This is a genomic window from Streptomyces sp. BK79 (assembly GCF_044142145.1).
Classification (GTDB): Bacteria; Actinomycetota; Actinomycetes; order Streptomycetales; family Streptomycetaceae; genus Streptomyces.
The window spans coordinates 36682-54996 of sequence record NZ_JBHVOC010000007.1 but is presented as its reverse complement, the minus strand read 5'-3'; the positions used below and the strand labels follow the sequence as shown (position 1 = coordinate 54996).

19 protein-coding genes are annotated in these 18315 nt (G+C 75.1%); 10 read left to right on the top strand and 9 right to left on the bottom strand.

Annotation, left to right across the window (positions count from 1 at the left end; genetic code table 11):
- Together ACFIF2_RS10455 and ACFIF2_RS10450 are read right to left on the bottom strand one after the other, a co-directional pair.
- Positions 1-555, bottom strand: coding sequence for a tripartite tricarboxylate transporter TctB family protein (locus ACFIF2_RS10455; protein WP_395572267.1), 555 nt, complete (start codon positions 553-555; stop codon positions 1-3).
- Positions 552-1538, bottom strand: coding sequence for a Bug family tripartite tricarboxylate transporter substrate binding protein (locus tag ACFIF2_RS10450; protein ID WP_395572266.1), 987 nt, complete (start codon positions 1536-1538; stop codon positions 552-554). Before ACFIF2_RS10450 ends, ACFIF2_RS10455 begins: the two co-directional genes overlap by 4 nt.
- A 297-nt stretch (positions 1539-1835) precedes the next feature.
- On the opposite strand from ACFIF2_RS10450, the gene ACFIF2_RS10445 reads away from it, so the two are divergent.
- Both ACFIF2_RS10445 and ACFIF2_RS10440 read left to right on the top strand, forming a co-directional pair.
- On the top strand, positions 1836-3482 hold the full coding sequence (locus tag ACFIF2_RS10445) for an ATP-binding protein (protein WP_395572265.1): 1647 nt from the start codon (positions 1836-1838) through the stop codon (positions 3480-3482).
- Between the two features lie 224 nt (positions 3483-3706).
- On the top strand, positions 3707-4411 hold the full coding sequence (locus ACFIF2_RS10440; protein WP_395572494.1) for a response regulator: 705 nt from the start codon (positions 3707-3709) through the stop codon (positions 4409-4411).
- On the opposite strand, the gene ACFIF2_RS10435 is transcribed toward ACFIF2_RS10440, so the two are convergent.
- Positions 4385-4975, bottom strand: a complete 591-nt coding sequence (locus ACFIF2_RS10435) for a TetR/AcrR family transcriptional regulator (protein WP_395572264.1) — start codon at positions 4973-4975, stop codon at positions 4385-4387. The two genes, ACFIF2_RS10440 and ACFIF2_RS10435, sit on opposite strands and share 27 nt — an antisense overlap.
- Before the next feature lie 302 nt (positions 4976-5277).
- Here ACFIF2_RS10435 and ACFIF2_RS10430 point away from each other — a divergent pair, with 302 nt between their 5' ends.
- The 4 genes from ACFIF2_RS10430 to ACFIF2_RS10415 are packed head-to-tail and all read left to right on the top strand — an operon-like array spanning position 5278 to position 10103.
- Complete coding sequence (locus tag ACFIF2_RS10430; protein WP_395572263.1) at positions 5278-5856, top strand: (2Fe-2S)-binding protein; 579 nt, start codon at positions 5278-5280, stop codon at positions 5854-5856.
- Entirely contained in the window at positions 5853-6845 is a 993-nt protein-coding gene (locus ACFIF2_RS10425) for an FAD binding domain-containing protein (protein ID WP_395572262.1), read from the top strand. Before ACFIF2_RS10430 ends, ACFIF2_RS10425 begins: the two co-directional genes overlap by 4 nt.
- Positions 6842-8980, top strand: coding sequence for a xanthine dehydrogenase family protein molybdopterin-binding subunit (locus ACFIF2_RS10420; RefSeq protein ID WP_395572261.1), 2139 nt, complete (start codon positions 6842-6844; stop codon positions 8978-8980). The genes ACFIF2_RS10425 and ACFIF2_RS10420 overlap by 4 nt, the downstream gene beginning before the upstream one ends.
- Positions 8973-10103, top strand: a complete 1131-nt coding sequence (locus tag ACFIF2_RS10415; protein WP_395572260.1) for an XdhC family protein — start codon at positions 8973-8975, stop codon at positions 10101-10103. Before ACFIF2_RS10420 ends, ACFIF2_RS10415 begins: the two co-directional genes overlap by 8 nt.
- A gap of 110 nt (positions 10104-10213) precedes the next feature.
- Here the strand turns inward: ACFIF2_RS10415 and ACFIF2_RS10410 are convergent, their stop codons facing one another.
- The 3 genes from ACFIF2_RS10410 to ACFIF2_RS10400 all read right to left on the bottom strand — a co-directional run bounded on the left by ACFIF2_RS10410 (position 10214) and on the right by ACFIF2_RS10400 (position 12877).
- Positions 10214-10984, bottom strand: coding sequence for a polysaccharide deacetylase family protein (locus ACFIF2_RS10410; protein WP_395572259.1), 771 nt, complete (start codon positions 10982-10984; stop codon positions 10214-10216).
- An 81-nt stretch (positions 10985-11065) separates the two neighbouring features.
- Positions 11066-11995, bottom strand: coding sequence for a DMT family transporter (locus ACFIF2_RS10405; RefSeq protein ID WP_395572258.1), 930 nt, complete (start codon positions 11993-11995; stop codon positions 11066-11068).
- Between the two features lie 27 nt (positions 11996-12022).
- A complete protein-coding gene (locus tag ACFIF2_RS10400) occupies positions 12023-12877 on the bottom strand; it encodes an SDR family NAD(P)-dependent oxidoreductase (RefSeq protein ID WP_395572257.1) in 855 nt (284 codons plus the stop codon).
- A 251-nt stretch (positions 12878-13128) separates the two neighbouring features.
- Here ACFIF2_RS10400 and ACFIF2_RS10395 point away from each other — a divergent pair, with 251 nt between their 5' ends.
- The 3 genes from ACFIF2_RS10395 (at position 13129) to ACFIF2_RS10385 (ending at position 15339) form a co-directional block, all read left to right on the top strand.
- Positions 13129-14199 carry a galactosyldiacylglycerol synthase gene (locus ACFIF2_RS10395; RefSeq protein ID WP_395572493.1) on the top strand — a complete coding sequence of 357 codons (1071 nt, stop codon included), beginning with the start codon at positions 13129-13131 and terminating at the stop codon, positions 14197-14199.
- 163 nt (positions 14200-14362) lie between these two features.
- Positions 14363-14749 carry a DUF2267 domain-containing protein gene (locus tag ACFIF2_RS10390; protein WP_395572256.1) on the top strand — a complete coding sequence of 129 codons (387 nt, stop codon included), beginning with the start codon at positions 14363-14365 and terminating at the stop codon, positions 14747-14749.
- 98 nt (positions 14750-14847) lie between these two features.
- Complete coding sequence (locus ACFIF2_RS10385) at positions 14848-15339, top strand: DUF1360 domain-containing protein (protein WP_395572255.1); 492 nt, start codon at positions 14848-14850, stop codon at positions 15337-15339.
- Between the two features lie 30 nt (positions 15340-15369).
- On the opposite strand, the gene ACFIF2_RS10380 is transcribed toward ACFIF2_RS10385, so the two are convergent.
- Positions 15370-15768 (bottom strand): DUF5997 family protein, encoded by a 399-nt coding sequence (locus tag ACFIF2_RS10380; protein WP_395572254.1) that lies wholly within the window; start codon positions 15766-15768, stop codon positions 15370-15372.
- 110 nt (positions 15769-15878) lie between these two features.
- Here ACFIF2_RS10380 and ACFIF2_RS10375 point away from each other — a divergent pair, with 110 nt between their 5' ends.
- Entirely contained in the window at positions 15879-16703 is an 825-nt protein-coding gene (locus ACFIF2_RS10375) for a LysR substrate-binding domain-containing protein (protein ID WP_395572253.1), read from the top strand.
- Positions 16704-16742: 39 nt separating this feature from the next.
- Here ACFIF2_RS10375 and ACFIF2_RS10370 read toward each other — a convergent pair whose 3' ends face one another.
- Both ACFIF2_RS10370 and ACFIF2_RS10365 read right to left on the bottom strand, forming a co-directional pair.
- Complete coding sequence (locus tag ACFIF2_RS10370) at positions 16743-17483, bottom strand: DUF4142 domain-containing protein (RefSeq protein WP_395572252.1); 741 nt, start codon at positions 17481-17483, stop codon at positions 16743-16745.
- Between the two features lie 105 nt (positions 17484-17588).
- A complete protein-coding gene (locus ACFIF2_RS10365) occupies positions 17589-18290 on the bottom strand; it encodes an HAD family hydrolase (protein ID WP_395572251.1) in 702 nt (233 codons plus the stop codon).
- Between the last annotated feature and the right edge of the window lie 25 nt (positions 18291-18315).

Here is an 18315-nt window from a genome sequence, read left to right as displayed (position 1 = left end):
TCAGAGCACTCCCATCAGGGGACCGCCGGGCAGGGGCACGCCGAGCAGCTTGTCGAAGACGACGTAGGTCAGCAGGGACAGCCCCGCGGCGATCAGCGGATCGCGGTCCACGCGGCGACTGCCGAGGGCGAAGGCCGCGCCCCAGAACAGCAGCGCGCCCGCGACGGGGAACCCGGCCGGCTCGATCAGCACCGCCGCGCCGAGGAAGATGCCGGACAGCAGCAGCACCGTGCGCCAGTCGGCCGGTTCGGACAGGTCGACGTCCTCGCCGCCCTCGGCCTCGCCCCGGCCGCCGCGCAGGACGTCCACGGCGAGCAGCGCGGCGATCACCAGGAGGCCGATGCCGACGACCACGGGCACGGTCTTCGGGCCGACCGGGCCGCGCTGGGTGATGTCGACGTCCATGGTCAGCGCGTCGGTCAGCACCAGCACGCCGAGAGCCAGCAGCAGGACGCACACGCCCAGTTCGGAGTGGTCGCGCAGCCACGCGCGCCGCCCGGCCGACGGTGCGGGCGCCGGGTCCGGCGCCGGAGAGGAATCGGTCCGCGTCGTCACAGTCCCAGCTCCTTCAGTACCGACACCACACGCTTGTCCTGGGCGTCGAGGAACGCGCCGAACTCCTCACCGGTGAGGAACGCGTCGTCCCAGCCGTTCTGCTCCATCGACTTCTTCCACTCGGGGGAGTCGTGCAACTCCTCGACCAGGCGCGTCAGTTTGTTCCGCTCCGCCTCGGACAGACCGGGCGGGGCGACGATGCCGCGCCAGTTGGTGAAGTCCACGTCGTACCCCGACTCCATGAGCGTCGGCGCGTCCTTCAGGTCGTCGACCCGCTCCGGGCCGGTCACCGCGAGCACCCGCAGCTCGCCCGCCTTGATCTGGTCCAGGTACTCGCCGACCCCGGACACCCCGAAGCCGACCTTGTCGCCGAGGATCGAGGCGAGCAGCTCGCCGCCGCCGTCGAAGGGGATGTAGTTGACCGACTTCGGGGCGATGCCGGCCGCCTGCGCCATCAGCATCGGCGCGAGATGGTCCGGCCCGCCCGGCGAGGAACCGCCGCCCACGGGGATCTTGCCCGGGTTCTTCTTCCAGGCCGTGATGAGCTCGTCGATCGTCCGGTACGGCGAGTCCTTGGCGACCACGACGACGTCCTGCTCCTCGGTGAGCCGCGCGATCGGCGTGGTGTCGGCGAGGGTCTTGGGCGCGTGGTTGGAGCGGGCGGCGCCCACCACGCCGAGGCCCATGGACATGGCGAGCTTGCCGTTGCCGTGCTCGCTCACCAGCCGGCTCAGCCCCACGGTGCCGCCCGCGCCGGGCAGGTTGAACACCTCGATGTTGTGGGTGAGACCGGCGTCCTCGGCGTTCTTGGCGGCCGTGCGGGCGGTGATGTCGTAGCCGCCGCCGGGCGTGTTGGGGACCATGAAGCGCAGGCCGGGGATCTGTGTGCCGGTCCCGGAGTCGCTGCCCGTGGAGAGCAGCGGCGGTCCCGCGAGCACGAGCACGGCGGCCCCGAGCAGGGCGAGGGGGGTGCGCAGGCGCACGTATGACACCACCTGTCGGTCGGGTAGTTCGGATAAGGGTGGAGCGGTACGGAGAGCCCTGTGGGGGAGGGTGACGTGGGCCACATGGTGCCCGCGCGCCGGGGATCTGTCCTCCTTGCGGAACCAAGGGAGGTTGTGGTCATTGCGGTCGCCGGTTCATTGCGAACACGGCACATCCCTTTCCCTCGCCGCAGGTGGGCGCCATGATGGCGACCCTGCCCACCCACTCACCCGCCCCCGCCACCCGTCCGCCCCCGACACCCGCCCGCCCCTTCGCACGCCGAGAACGAGTCCGCCGTGGCCCCCACCTTCCGCCGTCACACCCTCGCGGGCGAGATGCTGGTCCTCCAGCTCGCCATCGTCGTGGTGGTCCTGCTCGCGGTCGCCGCCGTCTCGCTCGCCCAGTCCGAGGCCACCTTCAACCGCGTCGAGGGCCGCCGGGTCACCGCCCTGGCCGAACAGCTCGCCGCCACGCCGCTGGTGCGCAGCCAGCTCCTGCGCCCCGTGCCGCAGGAGGCCCTCGCCCCGCTGGTGAACAGCACGCAGACCCAGTCCGGGGTCACCTCGGTCACGATCGCCGACGCCGCCGGCCGCGTCGTCAGCTCCACCGACCCCACCCTGATCGGCGGCCGGCTGCCCCGCGACGAGGGCGCGGCGCGCGGACGCGGATGGTCGGGCCCGCTGACGGTTCAGGGCGGCCGTGAGCTGGTCGCCCAGGTGCCGGTGCTCGGCGCCACCCGGGCGACCCTCGGCCGGCACCTCGGCACGGTGATGGTCGGCGAGGCCGACCCGACGGTGTGGCAGCGCCTCAGCGGCGCCTCCTCCTACCTCCTCGCCTACCTCGGCGTCGCCAGCGGTCTCGGAGTGGCCGGCTCCTGGCTGCTCGCCCGGCGCGTCAAGCGGCAGACCCTCGGCCTGGAGCCGCGCGAGATCGCCGGGCTCGCCGAGCACCGGGAGGCCATGCTGTACGGCATCGCCGAGGGCGTGGTCGCCCTCGATCCGCAGCACCGGCTCACCCTGGTCAACGAGATGGGCCGGCGCCTGCTCGACCTGCCCGCCGACTGCGTGGGCCAGAGCCTGGACGGCCTCGGCATCGACGGCCGGCTGCGCGACGTCCTGGCCGGCAGCGCGCCGGGGGCGGCCCGGCCGCGCGACGAGGTCGTCGTCCGGCACGGCAGGGTCCTGGTCATGAACCGGATGACCGTCACCAAGGACGGCCGCCCGCTGGGCTCGGTCACCACCCTGCGCGACCGCACCGAACTGGCCCGCCTGGAACGGGAGATCGGCTCCTTCCGCAGCACCTCCGAGCTGCTGCGCGCCCAGGCCCACGAGTTCGCCAACCAGCTGCACACCATCTCCGGGCTCATCCAGATCGGCGAGCAGGACGAGGTCGTGCGCTACATCCGCGCGCTGAACCAGCGCCGCCAGTCCCTGGACGTCACCCTGAGCCGCCGGGTCCGTGACACCGCCGTGGCCGCGCTGCTGACGGCGAAGTCCTCCCTCGCGGCCGAGCGCCGGGTCGCCCTGCGCGTCTCGGACCGCACGGCGCTCGACCGGCTGGCTCCCGAGGACGCCGCCGACGTGGCCACCGTGGTCGGCAACCTCGTCGACAACGCCGTGGACGCCGCCGCTGCGCCCGGTGACGGCCACGAGGCGTGGGTCGAGGTGGAGCTGCGGCAGGACGCCGCCAGCGTCGAGATCGTGGTCCGCGACTCCGGGCCCGGTGTGGCGCCCGAACTGGCCCGCGAGGTCTTCTCCCACGGCTTCACCACCAAGGCCGCCCGGCAGGGCGAACGCGGCATCGGCCTGGCACTGACCCGGCTGGTCTGCGAGCGTCACGGCGGCGAGATCTCGGTGACCAACACCCCCGAGGGGGCCATGTTCACCGCACGCATGACCGTCAGCCACCTCACCGACGCGGTGGCGGAAGGAGCAGCACCATGACGGCTACGACCGGCACGGCCGCCGGGACCGCCCCGGCGGGCGGCGACCGTACGACCGCCACGAGCGCCCCGGCCGGCGGGGACCGTACGGCCCCCGCGACTGCCCCGGCCGGCGGGGACCGCGCGACCGTCGAGGCGGGCACGGACCGCACCACCGCGACGCCGGAGGCGGCACCCCGTGCCGACGACGCGGCGATCGGCGTGCTCGTGGTGGACGACGACTTCATGGTGGCCCGGGTCCACCGCGCCTTCGTCGGGCGCGTCGAGCCCTTCCGGGTCGTCGGGGTCGCCGGCACCGGGGAGGAGGCGCTCGCCGCCGTCGGTGAGCTGCGTCCCGACCTCGTCCTGCTCGACCTGTACCTGCCGGACGTCTTCGGGCTCGACGTCATCCCCCGGCTGCGTGCCGCCGGCCACGACTGCGACGTCATGGTCATCAGCGCGGCCCGGGAGGCGGACGCGGTGCGCGGTGCCGTACGCCACGGCGTGGTCGACTACCTGCTCAAGCCCTTCGAGTTCGAGGACCTGAGGGTCCGCCTGGAACGCTACGCCGTCCAGCGGGGCCGGCTGCTCGGCACCGTGGTCCGCAGCCAGGCCGACGTGGACCGCGTCCTGGCCTCGGCCGCCCCCGCCGCCGCGACGGTCCCGGCACTGCCGAAGGGGATGAGCGTGGAGACCGCCGAGCTGGTCGAACGCACCCTCCGGGAGACCGACGGCACCCTGTCGGCCAGCGAGTGCGCGGCCCTGACCGGCGTCTCCCGGGTCAGTGCCCGCCGCTACCTGGAGTACTTCCACACCGTCGGCAGCGCGGACGTCTCCCTGCGCTACGGCGTGGCGGGCCGCCCCGAACGCCGCTACCGCCTGCGGGGGCGGCCGGCCGGATCCGGCCCGGGCGCCGGGGCGCGGTCACCGGCCGGGGGCGCCCGCCCGTAGGCCGTCCATGACGAAGTCCAGGAACCGGGTGGCCCGCGGCTGCCAGTCCTCGCCGGGATCGATCAGCCAGAGTCCGCCGATGACGAGGAAGAAGTCGTCCGCGGTGACCCCGGGCCGGATGGTGCCGGCCTCCTCGTTGGCGCGGAGCAGCAGGTGGGCCGCGTCCATGACAGGTGTGGGGCGCGGCTTCTCCGGCCCCCCGGGGGCGCTGGTGACCAGGCGGATCGCGTCCGCGAGGCCGGCCTTGGTCATGGCGAAACGGGCGAGGTGGTCCAGCCACTCGCGCAGCGCCCGCTCGGGCTCCAGGGTGGCCAGCAGGTGCGGGGCGGCGTCCGCGACCTGCTGCATCTCGTAGCGGTAGACCTCCAGGACGAGTGCCTCGCGGTGCGGGAAGTTGCGGTAGAAGGTCCCCTGTCCCACGCCCGCCTTCTTGGCGATGGCGCTCAGCGGGGCGTTCGCGCAGCGCGTCAGCTCCTCCGTGGCCACGCGCAGGATGCGCTCCCGGTTCCGCTGTGCGTCCGAGCGCAGGGGGGCATCCGCCTTGTCCCTCTTCGGCTGTGGCACGCGTGCTCCTCCCGGGTTCGTGGCCGAATCCCGTTCTTGCTAACCGGACAGGTGTCCGTTACGTTTCCCAGTGAGCGGACAGTTGTCCGGTTGCCGTCCACTGTAGCGGCGGACGCGGCCGGCCGAACCGGCTCGCGAAGCCGGCTCGCGGCCCGGGACCGCGGACGGGAGACCCTTCACCTCCACTACCGAGAACGCTGCCCGGAACACACCGCCCGGAACACCCTGCCCGGACCCCACCGCCTACAGCCCGTTTTCCCTGTCAGCGTTTCCCTGTCAGCAGACATCAAAGAAGGCTGATCATGGCTCCATCGCCCTCGGCGACGTCCAGCGCCGTCACCCTGAACATCAACGGCGAGAAGCACCACTTGACCGTCGACCACCGCACCACCCTGCTCGACGCCCTGCGCGAGCGGCTCGATCTCACCGGCACCAAGAAGGGCTGCGACCAGGGGCAGTGCGGCGCCTGCACCGTCCTGGTCGACGGGCGCCGTGCCGTCTCCTGCCTCAACCTCGCCGTCGCCGCCGAAGGCCGCGAGATCACCACCATCGAGGGCATGGCCGAGGGAGACCGGCTGCACCCGGTGCAGCAGGCCTTCCTCGACCTCGACGGCTACCAGTGCGGCTACTGCACCCCCGGCCAGATCTGCTCGGCCGTCGCCGTCATCGAGGAACACGCGGCCGGCTGGCCCAGCGCCGCCACCGACGACGTCCGGCCCGAGGCCGGGCCGCCGCCCCTGACACCGGAGGAGATCCGCGAACGGATGAGCGGCAACCTGTGCCGGTGCGGCGCCTACGTCTCCATCGTCCAGGCCGTCGCCCGCGCGGCCGAGGCCCACGGCGGGGCGGACGCGGAGCGCGCGAAGGAGGCGACCGCATGAGGGAGTTCGGTTACCAGCGCGCCGACGACGTCCCGGGCGCGGTGGCCCTGCTCGCCGCCGATCCGGACGCCCGCTTCCTCGGCGGCGGCACCAACCTCGTCGACCTGATGAAGTCCGGCGTCGAACGGCCCGCCCGGCTCGTCGACGTCCGCGAACTCCCCCTGGGCGGCATCGAGCCGACCCCCGACGGCGGCCTGCGTGTCGGCGCCACCGTCACCAACAGCGACCTGGCCGCCCACCCCGAAGTGCGGCGCCGCTACCCGGCGTTGACCCAGGCGGTGCTCGCCGGCGCCTCCGGCCAGCTGCGCAACATGGCCACCGTCGGCGGCAACCTGCTCCAGCGCACCCGCTGCGGCTACTTCACCGACGTGAGCAAGCCGTGCAACAAGCGGGCCCCCGGCAGCGGCTGTCCCGCCGTCACCGGCGAGCACCACAACCACGCGATCCTGGGCGCCTCCGACCACTGCGTGGCCGTGCACCCCTCGGACATGGGCGTCGCCCTCGCCGCCTTCGACGCCGTCGTCACCTACGAAACCCCCGAGGGCCCCGGCGAGTCGCCGCTCGCCGGCTTCTACCTCCCCGTCGGTGACACCCCGCACCGGGAGACCGCACTGCCGCCCGGCGCGCTGATCACCGGCGTCACCCTGCCGCCCGCCCCGGTCGCCGCCCGCTCCCGCTACCGCAAGGTCCGCGAGCGCGCCTCGTACGCCTTCGCGATCGGCTCGGTCGCCGCCGCGCTCGACGTCGAGGACGGCGTCGTACGAGACGCGCGGCTGGCCCTCGGCGCGGTCGCCTCGCGTCCCTGGCGGGCCCGCGCCGCCGAGGACGTGCTGATCGGCGGACCGGCCGACGCCGCGGCCTACGCCGCCGCCGCGGACGCCGAACTCGCCGCCGCCCGGCCGCTGCCCGACAACGGATACAAGGTGACCCTCATGCGCAACCTCGTGGTGGCCGTCCTGACCGAACTCACCGAGGAGGCCGCGCGATGACCACCGCCACGACCGGCCCCGCCACGGCCAAGGGCGCCGTCGGCACCGCGCACACGCGCGTCGAGGGACGCGACAAGGTCACCGGGGCGGCGCGCTACGCCGGCGAGATACCGTTCGCCGACCTCGCGCACGGCTGGCTGGTGCTGTCCACCGTGGCCCGCGGCCGCGTCCGCGCGATCGACACCGAGCCCGTCCTCGGCCTGCCCGGCGTGCTCGCCGTCCTCCACCACGGCAACGCCCCGCGCGTCGACACCGACTACATCGGCATGCTGGGCATCCCGCCGGACCCGACCGCCGCGGTCTTCCAGAACGACCGGGTGCCGCACGCCGGCTGGCCCGTCGCCCTCGTGGTCGGCGAGACGCCCGAGCAGGCCCGGGAGGCCGCCGAGGCCCTCGTCGTCACCTACGACGAGGAACCGCACGACACCGACCTCACCGCGGACCACCCCGACGCCTACCCCGCCTCCGGGCACATGCCCGCCGAGACGGAGAAGGGCGACCTGGCGGCCGGCCTCGCCGCGTCCGCCGTCGTGGTGGACGCGGAGTACACCACGCCCGAGGAACACCACAGCATGATGGAGCCGCACGCCGCCACGGCGCTGTGGGACGGCGGCCGGCTGGAGGTCGTCGACTCCAACCAGGGCACCACCTGGGTACAGGGCGAGCTGGCGAAGATGTTCTCCCTCGACGAGTCGGCGGTGCGGGTGCGCTCCGAGCACGTCGGCGGCGGCTTCGGCAGCAAGGGCCTGCGCGCCCACCAGGTGTCCGCCGTGATGGCCGCCACCCTTCTGCAACGGCCGGTACGCGTGGTGCTGACGCGGCGTCAGATGTTCTCGCTGGCCGGCTACCGCAGCCCCACCACCCAGCGCGTCCGGCTCGGCGCCGACCCGGACGGCCGGCTGCGCGCCCTGGAACACCGCTCGCTGAACCAGACGTCGACCGTCTACGAGTTCGTCGAGCCCGGCGCCGGTGTCGCCAGGGTCATGTACGACGCCGACGCCCACCGCACGGCCAACCACGTCGTACGGCTCGACGTGCCGTCCCCGACCTTCATGCGCGCGCCGGGCGAGGCGCCGGGGTCCTTCGCCATCGAGTCGGCGCTCGACGAACTCGCCGAGCGCTGCGGCGTCGACCCGGTCGACCTGCGCCTGCGCAACGAGCCCGAGACCGGCCCGGTCTCCGGGCTGCCGTTCGGCAGCCGCAACCTGGCCGCCTGCTTCCGCGAGGGCGCCCGCCGGTTCGGCTGGGCGGACCGCGACCCGCGCCCCGGGGTGCGCCGTGACGGGCGTTGGCTGCTGGGCACCGGCACGGCCGCGGCCTCCTTCCAGGCGGGCGCCGGGCCCTCCACGGCCCTGGTGACCGCGGAGGCCGACGGCACCTTCACCGTGCGGATCGCCGCCGCCGACATCGGCACCGGCGCCCGTACGGCCCTCACCCTCGTGGCCGCCGACGCGCTGGACGTCACGCCCGAGCAGGTCCGCGTCCGCATCGGGGACAGCGACTTCGGGCCGGCGATGATCGCGGGCGGCTCGATGGGCACCCGCTCCTGGGCGTGGGCGATCACGGAGGCGGCCCGCGAACTGCGGGAGCGGCTCGCGCTCGGCACGAGCGTCCCGCCCGAGGGCATCACCGTACGGTCCGACACCACCGAGGCCCTCGGTGCCCTCGCGCAGAAGGAACGCCACTCCTACGGCGCGCAGTTCGCCGAGGTCGCCGTGGACCCGGCCACCGGCGAGGTCCGGGTGCGGCGCATGCTCGGCATCTTCGCGGCGGGCCGGATCGTCAACCCGCTCACCGCCCGCAACCAGCTCGTCGGCGGCATGGTCTGGGGCATCTCCATGGCCCTGCACGAGGAGGCGGTCCGGGACCGGGCGAGCGGCGGCCTCTACGGCCCCGACCTCGCCGGATACCACGTCGCCACGCACGCCGACGTCCCGGACGTCGAGGCGGACTGGGTGGACGACGACGACCCCGACGACCCGGTCGGCATCAAGGGCGTCGGCGAGATCGGCATCGTCGGCGCGGCGGCCGCCGTCGCCAACGCCGTGTGGCACGCGACCGGCGTACGCCACCGGGCCCTGCCCATCCGGCCCGACCGCGTGCTGTCGGCGGGTGAGGGAGCGGCCGATGCTTGACATCGCCGACGAACTGCACCGCTGGCTCGCCGAGGGCCGGGAGTTCGCCGTCGCCACCGTCGTCTCCGTCGGCGGCAGCGCACCGCGCGGTCCCGGTGCCGCCCTCGCCGTCGACAGCGGGGGCACGGCGATCGGGTCGGTCTCCGGGGGCTGTGTGGAGGGCGCGGTGTACGAGCTGTGCTCCGACGCCCTGCTCAGCGGCGAGACGGTGCGCGAGCGGTTCGGCTACAGCGACGAGGACGCCTTCGCGGTCGGGCTGACCTGCGGCGGGATCATCGACGTCCTGGTCACGCCGGTCGGCGCCGGCTCGCCCGTGCGGGAGGTGTTCCGGGCGGCCCTCTCGACCGCCGCCGGGGGCGGTACCGCGGCCCTCGCCCGGGTCGTCGACGGCCCGTCCGAGCTGCTGGGCCGGGCGCTGCTCGTCCGTCCCGACGGTTCGTCCGAGGGCGGTCTCGGCGGCCACCCCGACCTGGACCGCACCGCGGCCGCCGAGGCGGGTGCGCTGCTGGACGCCGGCCGCACCGGCACGGTCGGCCTCTCGGAGGACGGCACCCACTGCCCCGGCGGGCTCACGCTGCTCGTCGAGTCCAGCGTGCCGCCACCCCGCATGATCGTCTTCGGCGCGGTCGACTTCGCGGCGGCGCTGGTGCGGGCCGGCAAGTTCCTCGGCCACCACGTGACCGTGTGCGACGCCCGGTCCGTCTTCGCCACCCCGGCCCGCTTCCCCGAGGCGGACGAGGTCGTCGTCGACTGGCCGCACCGCTATCTGCGGGGCACGCGCACCGACGAGCGCACGGTGCTGTGCGTCCTGACCCACGACGCCAAGTTCGACGTACCGCTGCTCACGGAGGCGCTGCGGACCCCGGTGGCGTACGTCGGCGCGATGGGCTCGCGCCGCACCCACGAGGACCGGAACCGGCGGTTGCGCGAGGCGGGCCTCACCGAGCGCGAGCTGTCCCGGCTCCGCTCGCCGATCGGCCTGGACCTCGGTGCCCGGACGCCCGAGGAGACCGCGCTCTCCATCGTGGCGGAGATCGTCGCCGCCCGGCGCGGCGGCACGGGCGTACCGCTCACGGGCGGGGCGGCACCGATCCACCGGGACCTGACGGGGGCGGCGGCCTGACGGGGGTGGCCGCCTGACCGGGACGGCTGGCCCACGGCGGGGGTGCCGACGGCGACGCCGGCACCCCCGCGGCTCCCGTGCCGGTGAGTGCGGCGCTCGCGGCTCCCCGCTCAACCGTGAGCGGTCGCCCGGCTCTCCCGGGCCCTTCGGCCCACCCCGTGCTCTCCCAGCGGCCCCACCGTCAGCCCCGCCTCGTGGCAGTCGCGTACGAGCCCGGGCAGGGCGCCGAGGGCGGCCCGCCAACTGCCCGGGGCGCTCGCGTGGTCGGTGTCGTGGAGCAGGACGGTGCCGCCCCCGCGCAGGTCCGCCGCCAGGGCCGCCCGTACCGAGGAGGGGGTCGCGTCGTCCCGCCAGTCCTTCCCCCACGCCGTCCACAGCACGGGCCGGAGCCCGGCCCGGCGGGCGGCGGCCCAGCGCCCCGAGGTGAGGATGCCGTAGGGCGGGCGGTACCAGCGCGGGGCGCGTCCGGCGACCTCGCCCACCGCGTGGGCGGCACGCAGCAGCCCGCGCGCCTCTCGCGCCGGCGCCGGCATCCAGGGGCGGTCGTGCGTCCAGCCGTGGACGGCGAGTTCGTGGCCCCGCCGGGCCAGCTCGCGGGCCTGCGCGGGGTGGCGTACGACGTTCTCGCCGAGGAGGAAGAACGTGGCCCGCACACCGAGCGTGTCCAGGACGTCGAGGAAGTACGGCGTGGACGCCGGGTCGGGCCCGTCGTCGAAGGTGAGCGCCACGTGGCCGGGGCGGCCCTGTCCGGCCAGCCGGGGGAAACGGTGCCGGCGCAGCCCGGGCAGCCAGGTCGCCGCCGGGCCGATGTGGGCCAGCGCGGCGGCGACGACCGGCACGACGGCGTACGCCGCGGCGCGGTGGTGAGAGCCCTGCGTCATCCGTGTGTCTCCCGTCCCGTGCCGATGTCTCCCCTCCCGTTCCGTGCCGCGACTCGCACCGGGCCACGCCCTCCGTCGCCCTCAAGCCCGCCCCCGCGTCCGCCTCCGCTCGCGCTCCCCGGGACCGTCCCGTGCCGCCGGTGCCGTGTCCCACGCGCCGTGGACCGAGGGCGCGCGGGCCAGTCCGACGCTGCCGAGGCCGATCATCGCCACGCCGATCAGCTCGGGCACCACCCGCACCCCGAGGGCGATCTGCTCGCCGAACAGTGCCCAGCCCAGCGCGACGCTGGTCAGCGCGTCGCCGAGGGTCAGCGCCGGCTGGGACGCCGCGAGGGTCCCGGCCCGCAGCGCGCTCTGCAGCAGCAGGAAGCTGATCACGCCGACCACCGCCGTGGCGTACGGCGGCCACTGGGTGAGCACCGCGCCCACCCCTTGGGGCAGCCGTCCGGTGACCTCCTTGAGCAGCGCCGCCGTACCGCCGAACGCCACCGCCGACGCCGATCCGAACAGCGCGGCGCGAGGGGCGCCCTTCACCAGGCTGCCGATCGAGGCCAGGGCCGTCACCACCACGAACAGCGCCGCCCCCGCCCACGCCCACCGGCCGCCCGGGGACGCGGTGTCGTGGCCGGCCGACGGCGTGGCGGCGCCGAGGAAGAGCGCGAGCCCCCCGGCCAGCGCCATGAACGCCAGCCAGGTCTGCGGGTCGGGACGCCGGTGGAAGACCATGCTGCCGACCACCAGGGTGAACAGCAGTTCGCTGGCCATCAGCGGCTGGACGACGGCCAGACTGCCCACCGCGAGCGCGGCCCCCTGGAGCACCGTCGTCACGGCGAGCAGCGCCGCGCCGCTCAGCCAGTACGGGTCGCGCACCAGCCGCAGCAGCGAACGCACCACCGTGTGGCCGGCGCCCGCCCGGTCCTCGTCCTGCGCCGCCGCCCGGCGTTGCAGGACCGACGCCGCCGCGTTGGCCAGCGCCGCGAACAGGGCCAGGACGACGGTGAGGACGCTCACCGCCGCGCGCTCCCGCTCACCGGGGACTCACCCGAACCGCGCGGCCAGCCGCCGGTACAGCCCCGGGGCCGCGCCGCGCACCCGGCACGGCAGTCGCAGCCATCCCGGTACGTACACCTCGTCACGGCCGCGGGCCACCGCCGTGCGCACCGCGTCCGCCACCCGCTCGGCGGGCACCGGGCGGGGCCTGGACCGCCGGTAGGGGGCGCCGCGGCGTTCGAAGAACGGCGTGTCGACGACTCCGGGCACCACATGGGTGACCCCCACACCGGTGCCCCGCAACTCGTAGCGCAGCGCGTCCGCGAAGGCGCCGACCGCGGCCTTGGCGGCGGAGTACACGGCCTCGTCCCGCACCGCCACACTGCCCGCCAGCGACCCGATCAGCACCACCCGCCCCGACCCCGCCTCCACCATGCCCGGCAGCACCAGGCGCACCAGCCGCAGGGTGGCGGGCACGTTGATGTCGAGGACCTCGTCGATGGCGTGCGGGGGCATGTCAAGGAACTCCCCGGCCCAGCCCACCCCGGCACCGGCCACCAGCAGGTCCACCGGGCCCACCGTGGCCAGCGTGAAGTCGGCGAGCTGCCGGTCGGCACCGGGCAGCGTCAGGTCCGCGGCGAAGGCGGTGGCCGACGCGGCGTCGGCCACCGCCCGCAACCGGGACGGGTCACGTCCGCTGAGCACCAGCCGCCAGCCGCCGTCCTCGGCGAGCCGGCGGGCCACGGCGGCGCCGATGCCGGAGGACGCCCCCGTCACGAGCGCCGTGCGGGTGCGTGTGCCCCGGCCGCCGACGGGCTCCCGCCGTGGCCTGACCTGGTCCGCGTCGGGTGCGACGACCTGCGGTCCGGGAGCGGACCGGGGGCGGGAGAACGCAGGGACCATGAGACCACCTTGGCTCGGGGCGGACGCCGGAGCGGCCGACCGGAGGGCCGGGGCACCGGTGTCCGACCGGACGGGCGGTCACGGAGTATCCCTGGCGAGCCGACCGAAACGCCCACCTGTGGGAGGGTTTGGGGCACTTCTTGCGGGCAACCTGGACCGCTGTGCGTCCTCGCAGCTCACCCATGCCCCGCCGGCCCGCGTCCCCAGGCGGCCCGCGGGACGGCAGCCGGCTCCTGGTGGTCAGCGCGAGCATGGGGGCGGGGCACGACACGGTCGCCGCGGAACTGGTCCGCCGGGCCCGGGAACGCGGCGGCGACGCCGTCGTCGTCGACGTCCTCGCGCTGCTGCCGTACGGCCTCGGCGGTGCCCTGCGGCACTTCTACCGAGGCGCGGTGCGTCACGCTCCCTGGGCCTACGCCGCCCTGTACCGCCTGTTCCTGCGCCCCGGCGCGGGACGCCGCCCCGGCGGCACCCCCCTGGCCCGGCTCGCCGGCGGCCGGCTGCGCGACCTGGCCGAGCGCACGGGCGCGGACGCCGTGGTCCCCGTCTTCCACCTCGGCGCCCAGCTGACCGGCCATCTGCGTGCCCGCGGTCTGCTGCCCGTGCCCAGCGTGGTGCTCGTGATCGACTTCGCCGTCCACCGCCAGTGGCTGCACCCCGGCAACGACCTCTGCCTGTGCCTCACCGAGGACGCGGCGCGCGAGGCGCGGCGGAGCACCGGCACGCCCGCGAGCACGTGCGGTCCCGTCGTCGCGCCGGAGTACTTCGCCGACGCGCCGGGAGCGGCCGGGTGGCGGGGGCTGTTCGACCGGCTCGGTCCGGGGCGGCCCGCCGTGCTGCTCTCCGCCGGCGCCTGGGGGGTCGGCTCGCGCCTCGACGCGACCGTCCGGCTCCTGCGGGAGGACGGCTTCCTGCCGGTCGTGCTCTGCGGCGGGAACGAACGGCTGCGCCGTGCGCTGTCCGGCACGCCCGGCGCGGTCGCGCTGGGCTGGGTGACGGACATGCCGGGCCTGCTGCACGCGGCCCGCGCCCTGGTGGACAACGCCGCCGGCCAGACCGCCGTACAGGCGCTCGCCGCCGGTCTGCCCGTGGTGGGGTACCGCCCGATCCCCGGTCACGGCGCGGAGGGCGTCCGGCGGATGGCCGCGCTGGGTGTGTCGGACCTCGCCGGGGACGAGACCGCGCTGCTCGGCGCACTGCGGCGGCTCACCGTCCCCGGCCCGGCCCGGCGGGAGCGCGTCGCTGCCGGACACGCGCTGTTCCGCGACGACGCGCTGACCCGGGTGACCGAGGTGGCCGACGCCGCTCGCGCACATTGGTGAGACTGCACCTGCCTTCCTCCCCCCCGGCAGACCGGTGAGACCGCGCCGCCTTCCCCCCGCGCACACCGGTGAGACTGCGCCGCCTTCCCCCGCGCGCCCGTTTCCCTCCGGGGCCGCAGGGCACCCGGACCGGAGCGATTGACCGGCGGAAGGAGGCGGCGCCGTGCGTCTCGACGAGTTCCTGGCCCGGGTGCGCGACCGTGGCGAGTACCACGGGGACGACGAGGCCGAGCAGGTCACCACGGCCGTTCTGTGGGTGATCGCGTCCCGCATAGGACCGGAGGAGGCCGCCGACCTGGCCTCGGACCTTCCCGCCCCCTTGGACGACGCGCTGCGCCTGGAACGCGGGCGCCCCGAGTCCTTCGACCGGGCGGAGTTCCTCCGGCGCGTCGCCGGGCAGACCGGCGCCCGTCCCCGCACGGCGGAATGGGACGCGGGCGCTGTGCTGTCCACCCTCACCGAAGCGGTCCCCGGCGAACGCGTCGACCGCCTCCTGACCCGGTTGCCCGCCGAGTACGCCGACCTCTTCGGCGGGCCGGCACCGTACTGAGCCGGCACCGCCATTCCCGTTCGTGCCGACGCGTTGCGGACGGCCCGTACAGGGCACCCGGCCCCCGGTCGGCAGGACGGTCCCAGGAGGAGGCATCCATGGCGGACGGCGAGCGGCGCCACGACGAAGCGGAGGACACCCCTCTCGGCGGATACGCGGCGCTCGTGACGCTCTTCACGGCGAGCACCGGAGCCTTTGCGGTGACCGTGCGGCGCCGAGGGCTGCGCCTGCCCGACACCGTCCCGGCGTGGGACGTGGCCCTGCTGGGGGCGGCGACGTTCAAGGCGTCCCGGCTGCTCACCAAGGACAAGGTCACCGGTTTCCTGAGGGCGCCGTTCACCCGCCGCGAGCGGGCGGGCGAGGGGAGCGAGGTGCGGGACGCGCCGCGCGGCACGGGTCTGCGCCGCGCCGTGGGCGACCTGGTCTCCTGCCCGTTCTGCACCTCCGCCTGGGTGGCCGGCGGACTCGTCGGCACCTATGCCGTCGCACCCCGGGCCGCCCGGCTGGTGTGCGCCGGGCTGAGCGCCGTCGTGGTGTCGGACTGGCTCCAGTACGCGTGGAGCGCGACGGAGCGGAAGGCGGAGGGCTGAGAGGGCGACGGAACGGGACCCCGGGGCGCGTCAGCCCTGCTGGGCCCGCTCCGCGCGTTCGGCGTGCAGCTTCTTCACCCGGGCCGTCTCCTTGCGCACGTCGGCCTGGACGGCCTGCTCCCGCTCCAGCCATTCGGGGCGCTCCTGCTTCAGCGCCTCGATCTGCTCGGTGGTGAGCGGCTCCGTGACCCCGCCCCGGTGCAGGCCCGCGATGGAGACGCCCAGCTTGGCCGCCACCACCGGCCGCGGGTGCGGGCCGTCACGCCGCAGGTCCCGCAGCCACGCGGGCGGGTCGGCCTGGAGCGCGTTCAGCTCGGCGCGCGTGACGACGCCCTCTTGGAAATCGGCGGGTGTGGCCTCGAGGTACACACCCAGCTTCTTCGCCGCGGTCGCGGGCTTCATGGTCTGGGTGTTCTGGTGCGACGTCATGGTGTCAAGGGTATCGAGCGTCCGCGCGGCCTCGGACCACGCCGGGTGACCAGGGCTCCCGCCGGTCCCCGGCGACCGCGGCCCGTGGCGACGCCCGGTAACCTGGCCGGGTGACAGGCTCGGAAGATCCCCCCTCGTTCCGGCTCGCGTACGTCCCGGGGGTGACACCCGACAAGTGGGTGCGCATCTGGAACGAGCGGCTGCCCGGCGTCCCGCTCTCCCTGACCCAGGTTCCCGCCGCCGAGGCGGGCGGCGCGCTGCTGGCCGGCGACGCCGATGCCGGGCTGGTACGGCTGCCCGTCGACCGGACCGCGCTCAGCGCCATCCCGCTCTACACCGAGACCACGGTCGTCGTGATCCCCAAGGATCACCTCGTCACCGCGGCGGACGAGGTGAGCGTCGAGGACCTCGCCGACGAGATCGTGCTGCACCCCTTGGACGACGTCCTCGGCTGGGAGCGCCCGCCGGGCCGGCCCGCCCTCGAACGCCCGGCCACCACCGCGGACGCCGTGGAGCTCGTGGCCGCCGGGATCGGCGTGCTCCTCGTGCCCCTGTCGCTGGCCCGGCTGCACCACCGCAAGGACCTCACCTACCGGACGGTCACGGACGCCCCCGGGTCGGGTGTGGCGCTCTCCTGGCCCGTGGACGCGCACACGGACCGGGTGGAGGACTTCATCGGCATCGTCCGGGGCCGGACCGTCAACAGCACCCGGGGTCGGCAGCCCTCCGCCGGGTCGGCGCAGGACGCACCCGCCGAGAAGGCCGCCGCACGGCGCAAGCAGGCGGCCGGTCAGCAGGCCGGCGGCGCGCGGCGCGGCGCCGGCTCCGGCAGCAGGAGCGGCACCACCGGAGGCGCCAGGAGCGGCAGCAGGGGCGGCGGCAAGAGCGCGGGCGGCAAGGGCGGCGGCAGGCGCGGCAAGCCCCGCCGCGGCTGACGCGGCCGCCGCGCCCCCGTCCCGCGCCCCCGTCCCGCGTCAGCGGACCGTCGGACTGGGCGTCGGCGGGGAGGTGTCGATCTCCAGGCCGGGCGGCGCGGTGAGCGAGAGCACCGGCTCGCCCGGCTGCGGCGCCGGCGGCGTGAGCTGCACCTTGGGCAGGTCCGGCGGAGCCGACTGCTGGAAGTTGACCTGGTCGAAGTTGACCATGCCGGTCTTCTCCAGCACGGTGATGTGGTCCAGCACGGTGTCGTTCGCCTGGTCGGCCAACTGCCGCACCAGGGAGTTCTTGGTGTTGGCGCGGACCTTCGCGACGACCGGGAAGATCTGGCCGTGCGTGATGCGCATGATGTTGGCGGCGGTGGTGTCGAACTGCCTGCCCGTGGTCCCGTCCACCGTGGACACGAACTGCTGCTGCTGCGGGGACGCCAGATTGGGCAGGGTGATGCCCAGCTCGGGCGCGATCCTGCGGCAGGTCGCGTCGAGCCGGGCGTGCCCGACGACCAGGTGTTCGCCGGCCTCCTTCATCTCCGGTGTGGTCCCGCGCTCCATCGCCATCAGCCCCAGCGGGTGCTCCCACAGCCCGGCGGCGCGGACCTTCACCACGAAGTCCCGGTCGGCCTCGGTGAGCGGCCCGTACAGCGTGTTGGCGATGACGCGGTCCTGGCTGCCGGCCGTGTTCCGCATCCCGAGCATGGCCGGGTAGGCGAGGGCGGTGAGGGTGAGGACCAGGGCACCCGCCACGAAGGCGGTCCCTGCCGTGGTGCGCGTGATGCGCATCGTGCCTCCTGGGGCGAAAACAGGCTCGGACACCAGGAGGTACGGACGCGAGCGGCCGACCGATCACCCCAGCGGGAAAAAACTTGCGGGCGAACCCGCTCGGCTTCAGGGTCGGGCGGCCCGCGCCGACCGGGCCAGCCACTCGTGGGCCGCCCGCGCGGTGAACTCCGTCTGACCGCCGCGTACCAGCAGGCCGGCGGTGGCGAACTCCGGCGCGTCGGCCTGCTCCGCGACGTACGGGATCGCGACGCAGCGCATGCCGGCCGCGTGCGCGGCGGCGACCCCGGGGGCGGCGTCCTCCAGGACCACGCAGTCTGCCGGGTCCGCCCCCAGCCTGCGGGCCGCCTCCAGGAAGACGTCCGGGGCGGGCTTGCCCCGCGCGACCTCGTCGGCCGAGACGAGCGTGCGCAGGTACGCGTCCAGTCCGGTGCGGGCCAGGATCACCTCGATGGCCTCGCGCGACGACCCCGACGCCACCGCCAGCGGCACGCCCTCGCCCGCCAGCAGCTCGACGAACTTCCGCATCTCGGGATACGCGCGGGCGCCGGTGCGGGCCCGGTCGAGGTAGTGGCGGTTCTTGACGGCGAGCAGTTCCTCCACCGGGGCCCGGAGGCCGTAGCGCCGCTTCCAGTCGGCGACCGTCTCCTGGGTGCTGATGCCGACGTACCCCTCGTGGTCCGCCCAGGTGAAGTCCGGGACGCCGTACTCGGCGAGGGTCTGCCGGCCCGCCTCGTAGTAGTGCGGCTCGCTGTCCACGAGTGTTCCGTCGAGATCGAAGATGACCGAGATGCCGTCCAGAGTGCTCATGGGAACCAGGATGCCAAGGCCCCGT

Coding starts and splice junctions, on each gene's coding strand:
- ACFIF2_RS10440 (WP_395572494.1), top strand. CDS start 3,707: ATGGTGGCCCGGGTCCACCGCGCCTTCGTCGGGCGCGTCGAGCCCTTC.
- ACFIF2_RS10370 (WP_395572252.1), bottom strand. CDS start 17,483: ATGCGCATCACGCGCACCACGGCAGGGACCGCCTTCGTGGCGGGTGCC.
- ACFIF2_RS10395 (WP_395572493.1), top strand. CDS start 13,129: ATGGGGGCGGGGCACGACACGGTCGCCGCGGAACTGGTCCGCCGGGCC.
- ACFIF2_RS10430 (WP_395572263.1), top strand. CDS start 5,278: ATGGCTCCATCGCCCTCGGCGACGTCCAGCGCCGTCACCCTGAACATC.
- ACFIF2_RS10385 (WP_395572255.1), top strand. CDS start 14,848: ATGGCGGACGGCGAGCGGCGCCACGACGAAGCGGAGGACACCCCTCTC.
- ACFIF2_RS10420 (WP_395572261.1), top strand. CDS start 6,842: ATGACCACCGCCACGACCGGCCCCGCCACGGCCAAGGGCGCCGTCGGC.
- ACFIF2_RS10380 (WP_395572254.1), bottom strand. CDS start 15,768: ATGACGTCGCACCAGAACACCCAGACCATGAAGCCCGCGACCGCGGCG.
- ACFIF2_RS10410 (WP_395572259.1), bottom strand. CDS start 10,984: ATGACGCAGGGCTCTCACCACCGCGCCGCGGCGTACGCCGTCGTGCCG.
- ACFIF2_RS10425 (WP_395572262.1), top strand. CDS start 5,853: ATGAGGGAGTTCGGTTACCAGCGCGCCGACGACGTCCCGGGCGCGGTG.
- ACFIF2_RS10365 (WP_395572251.1), bottom strand. CDS start 18,290: ATGAGCACTCTGGACGGCATCTCGGTCATCTTCGATCTCGACGGAACA.
- ACFIF2_RS10400 (WP_395572257.1), bottom strand. CDS start 12,877: ATGGTCCCTGCGTTCTCCCGCCCCCGGTCCGCTCCCGGACCGCAGGTC.
- ACFIF2_RS10415 (WP_395572260.1), top strand. CDS start 8,973: ATGCTTGACATCGCCGACGAACTGCACCGCTGGCTCGCCGAGGGCCGG.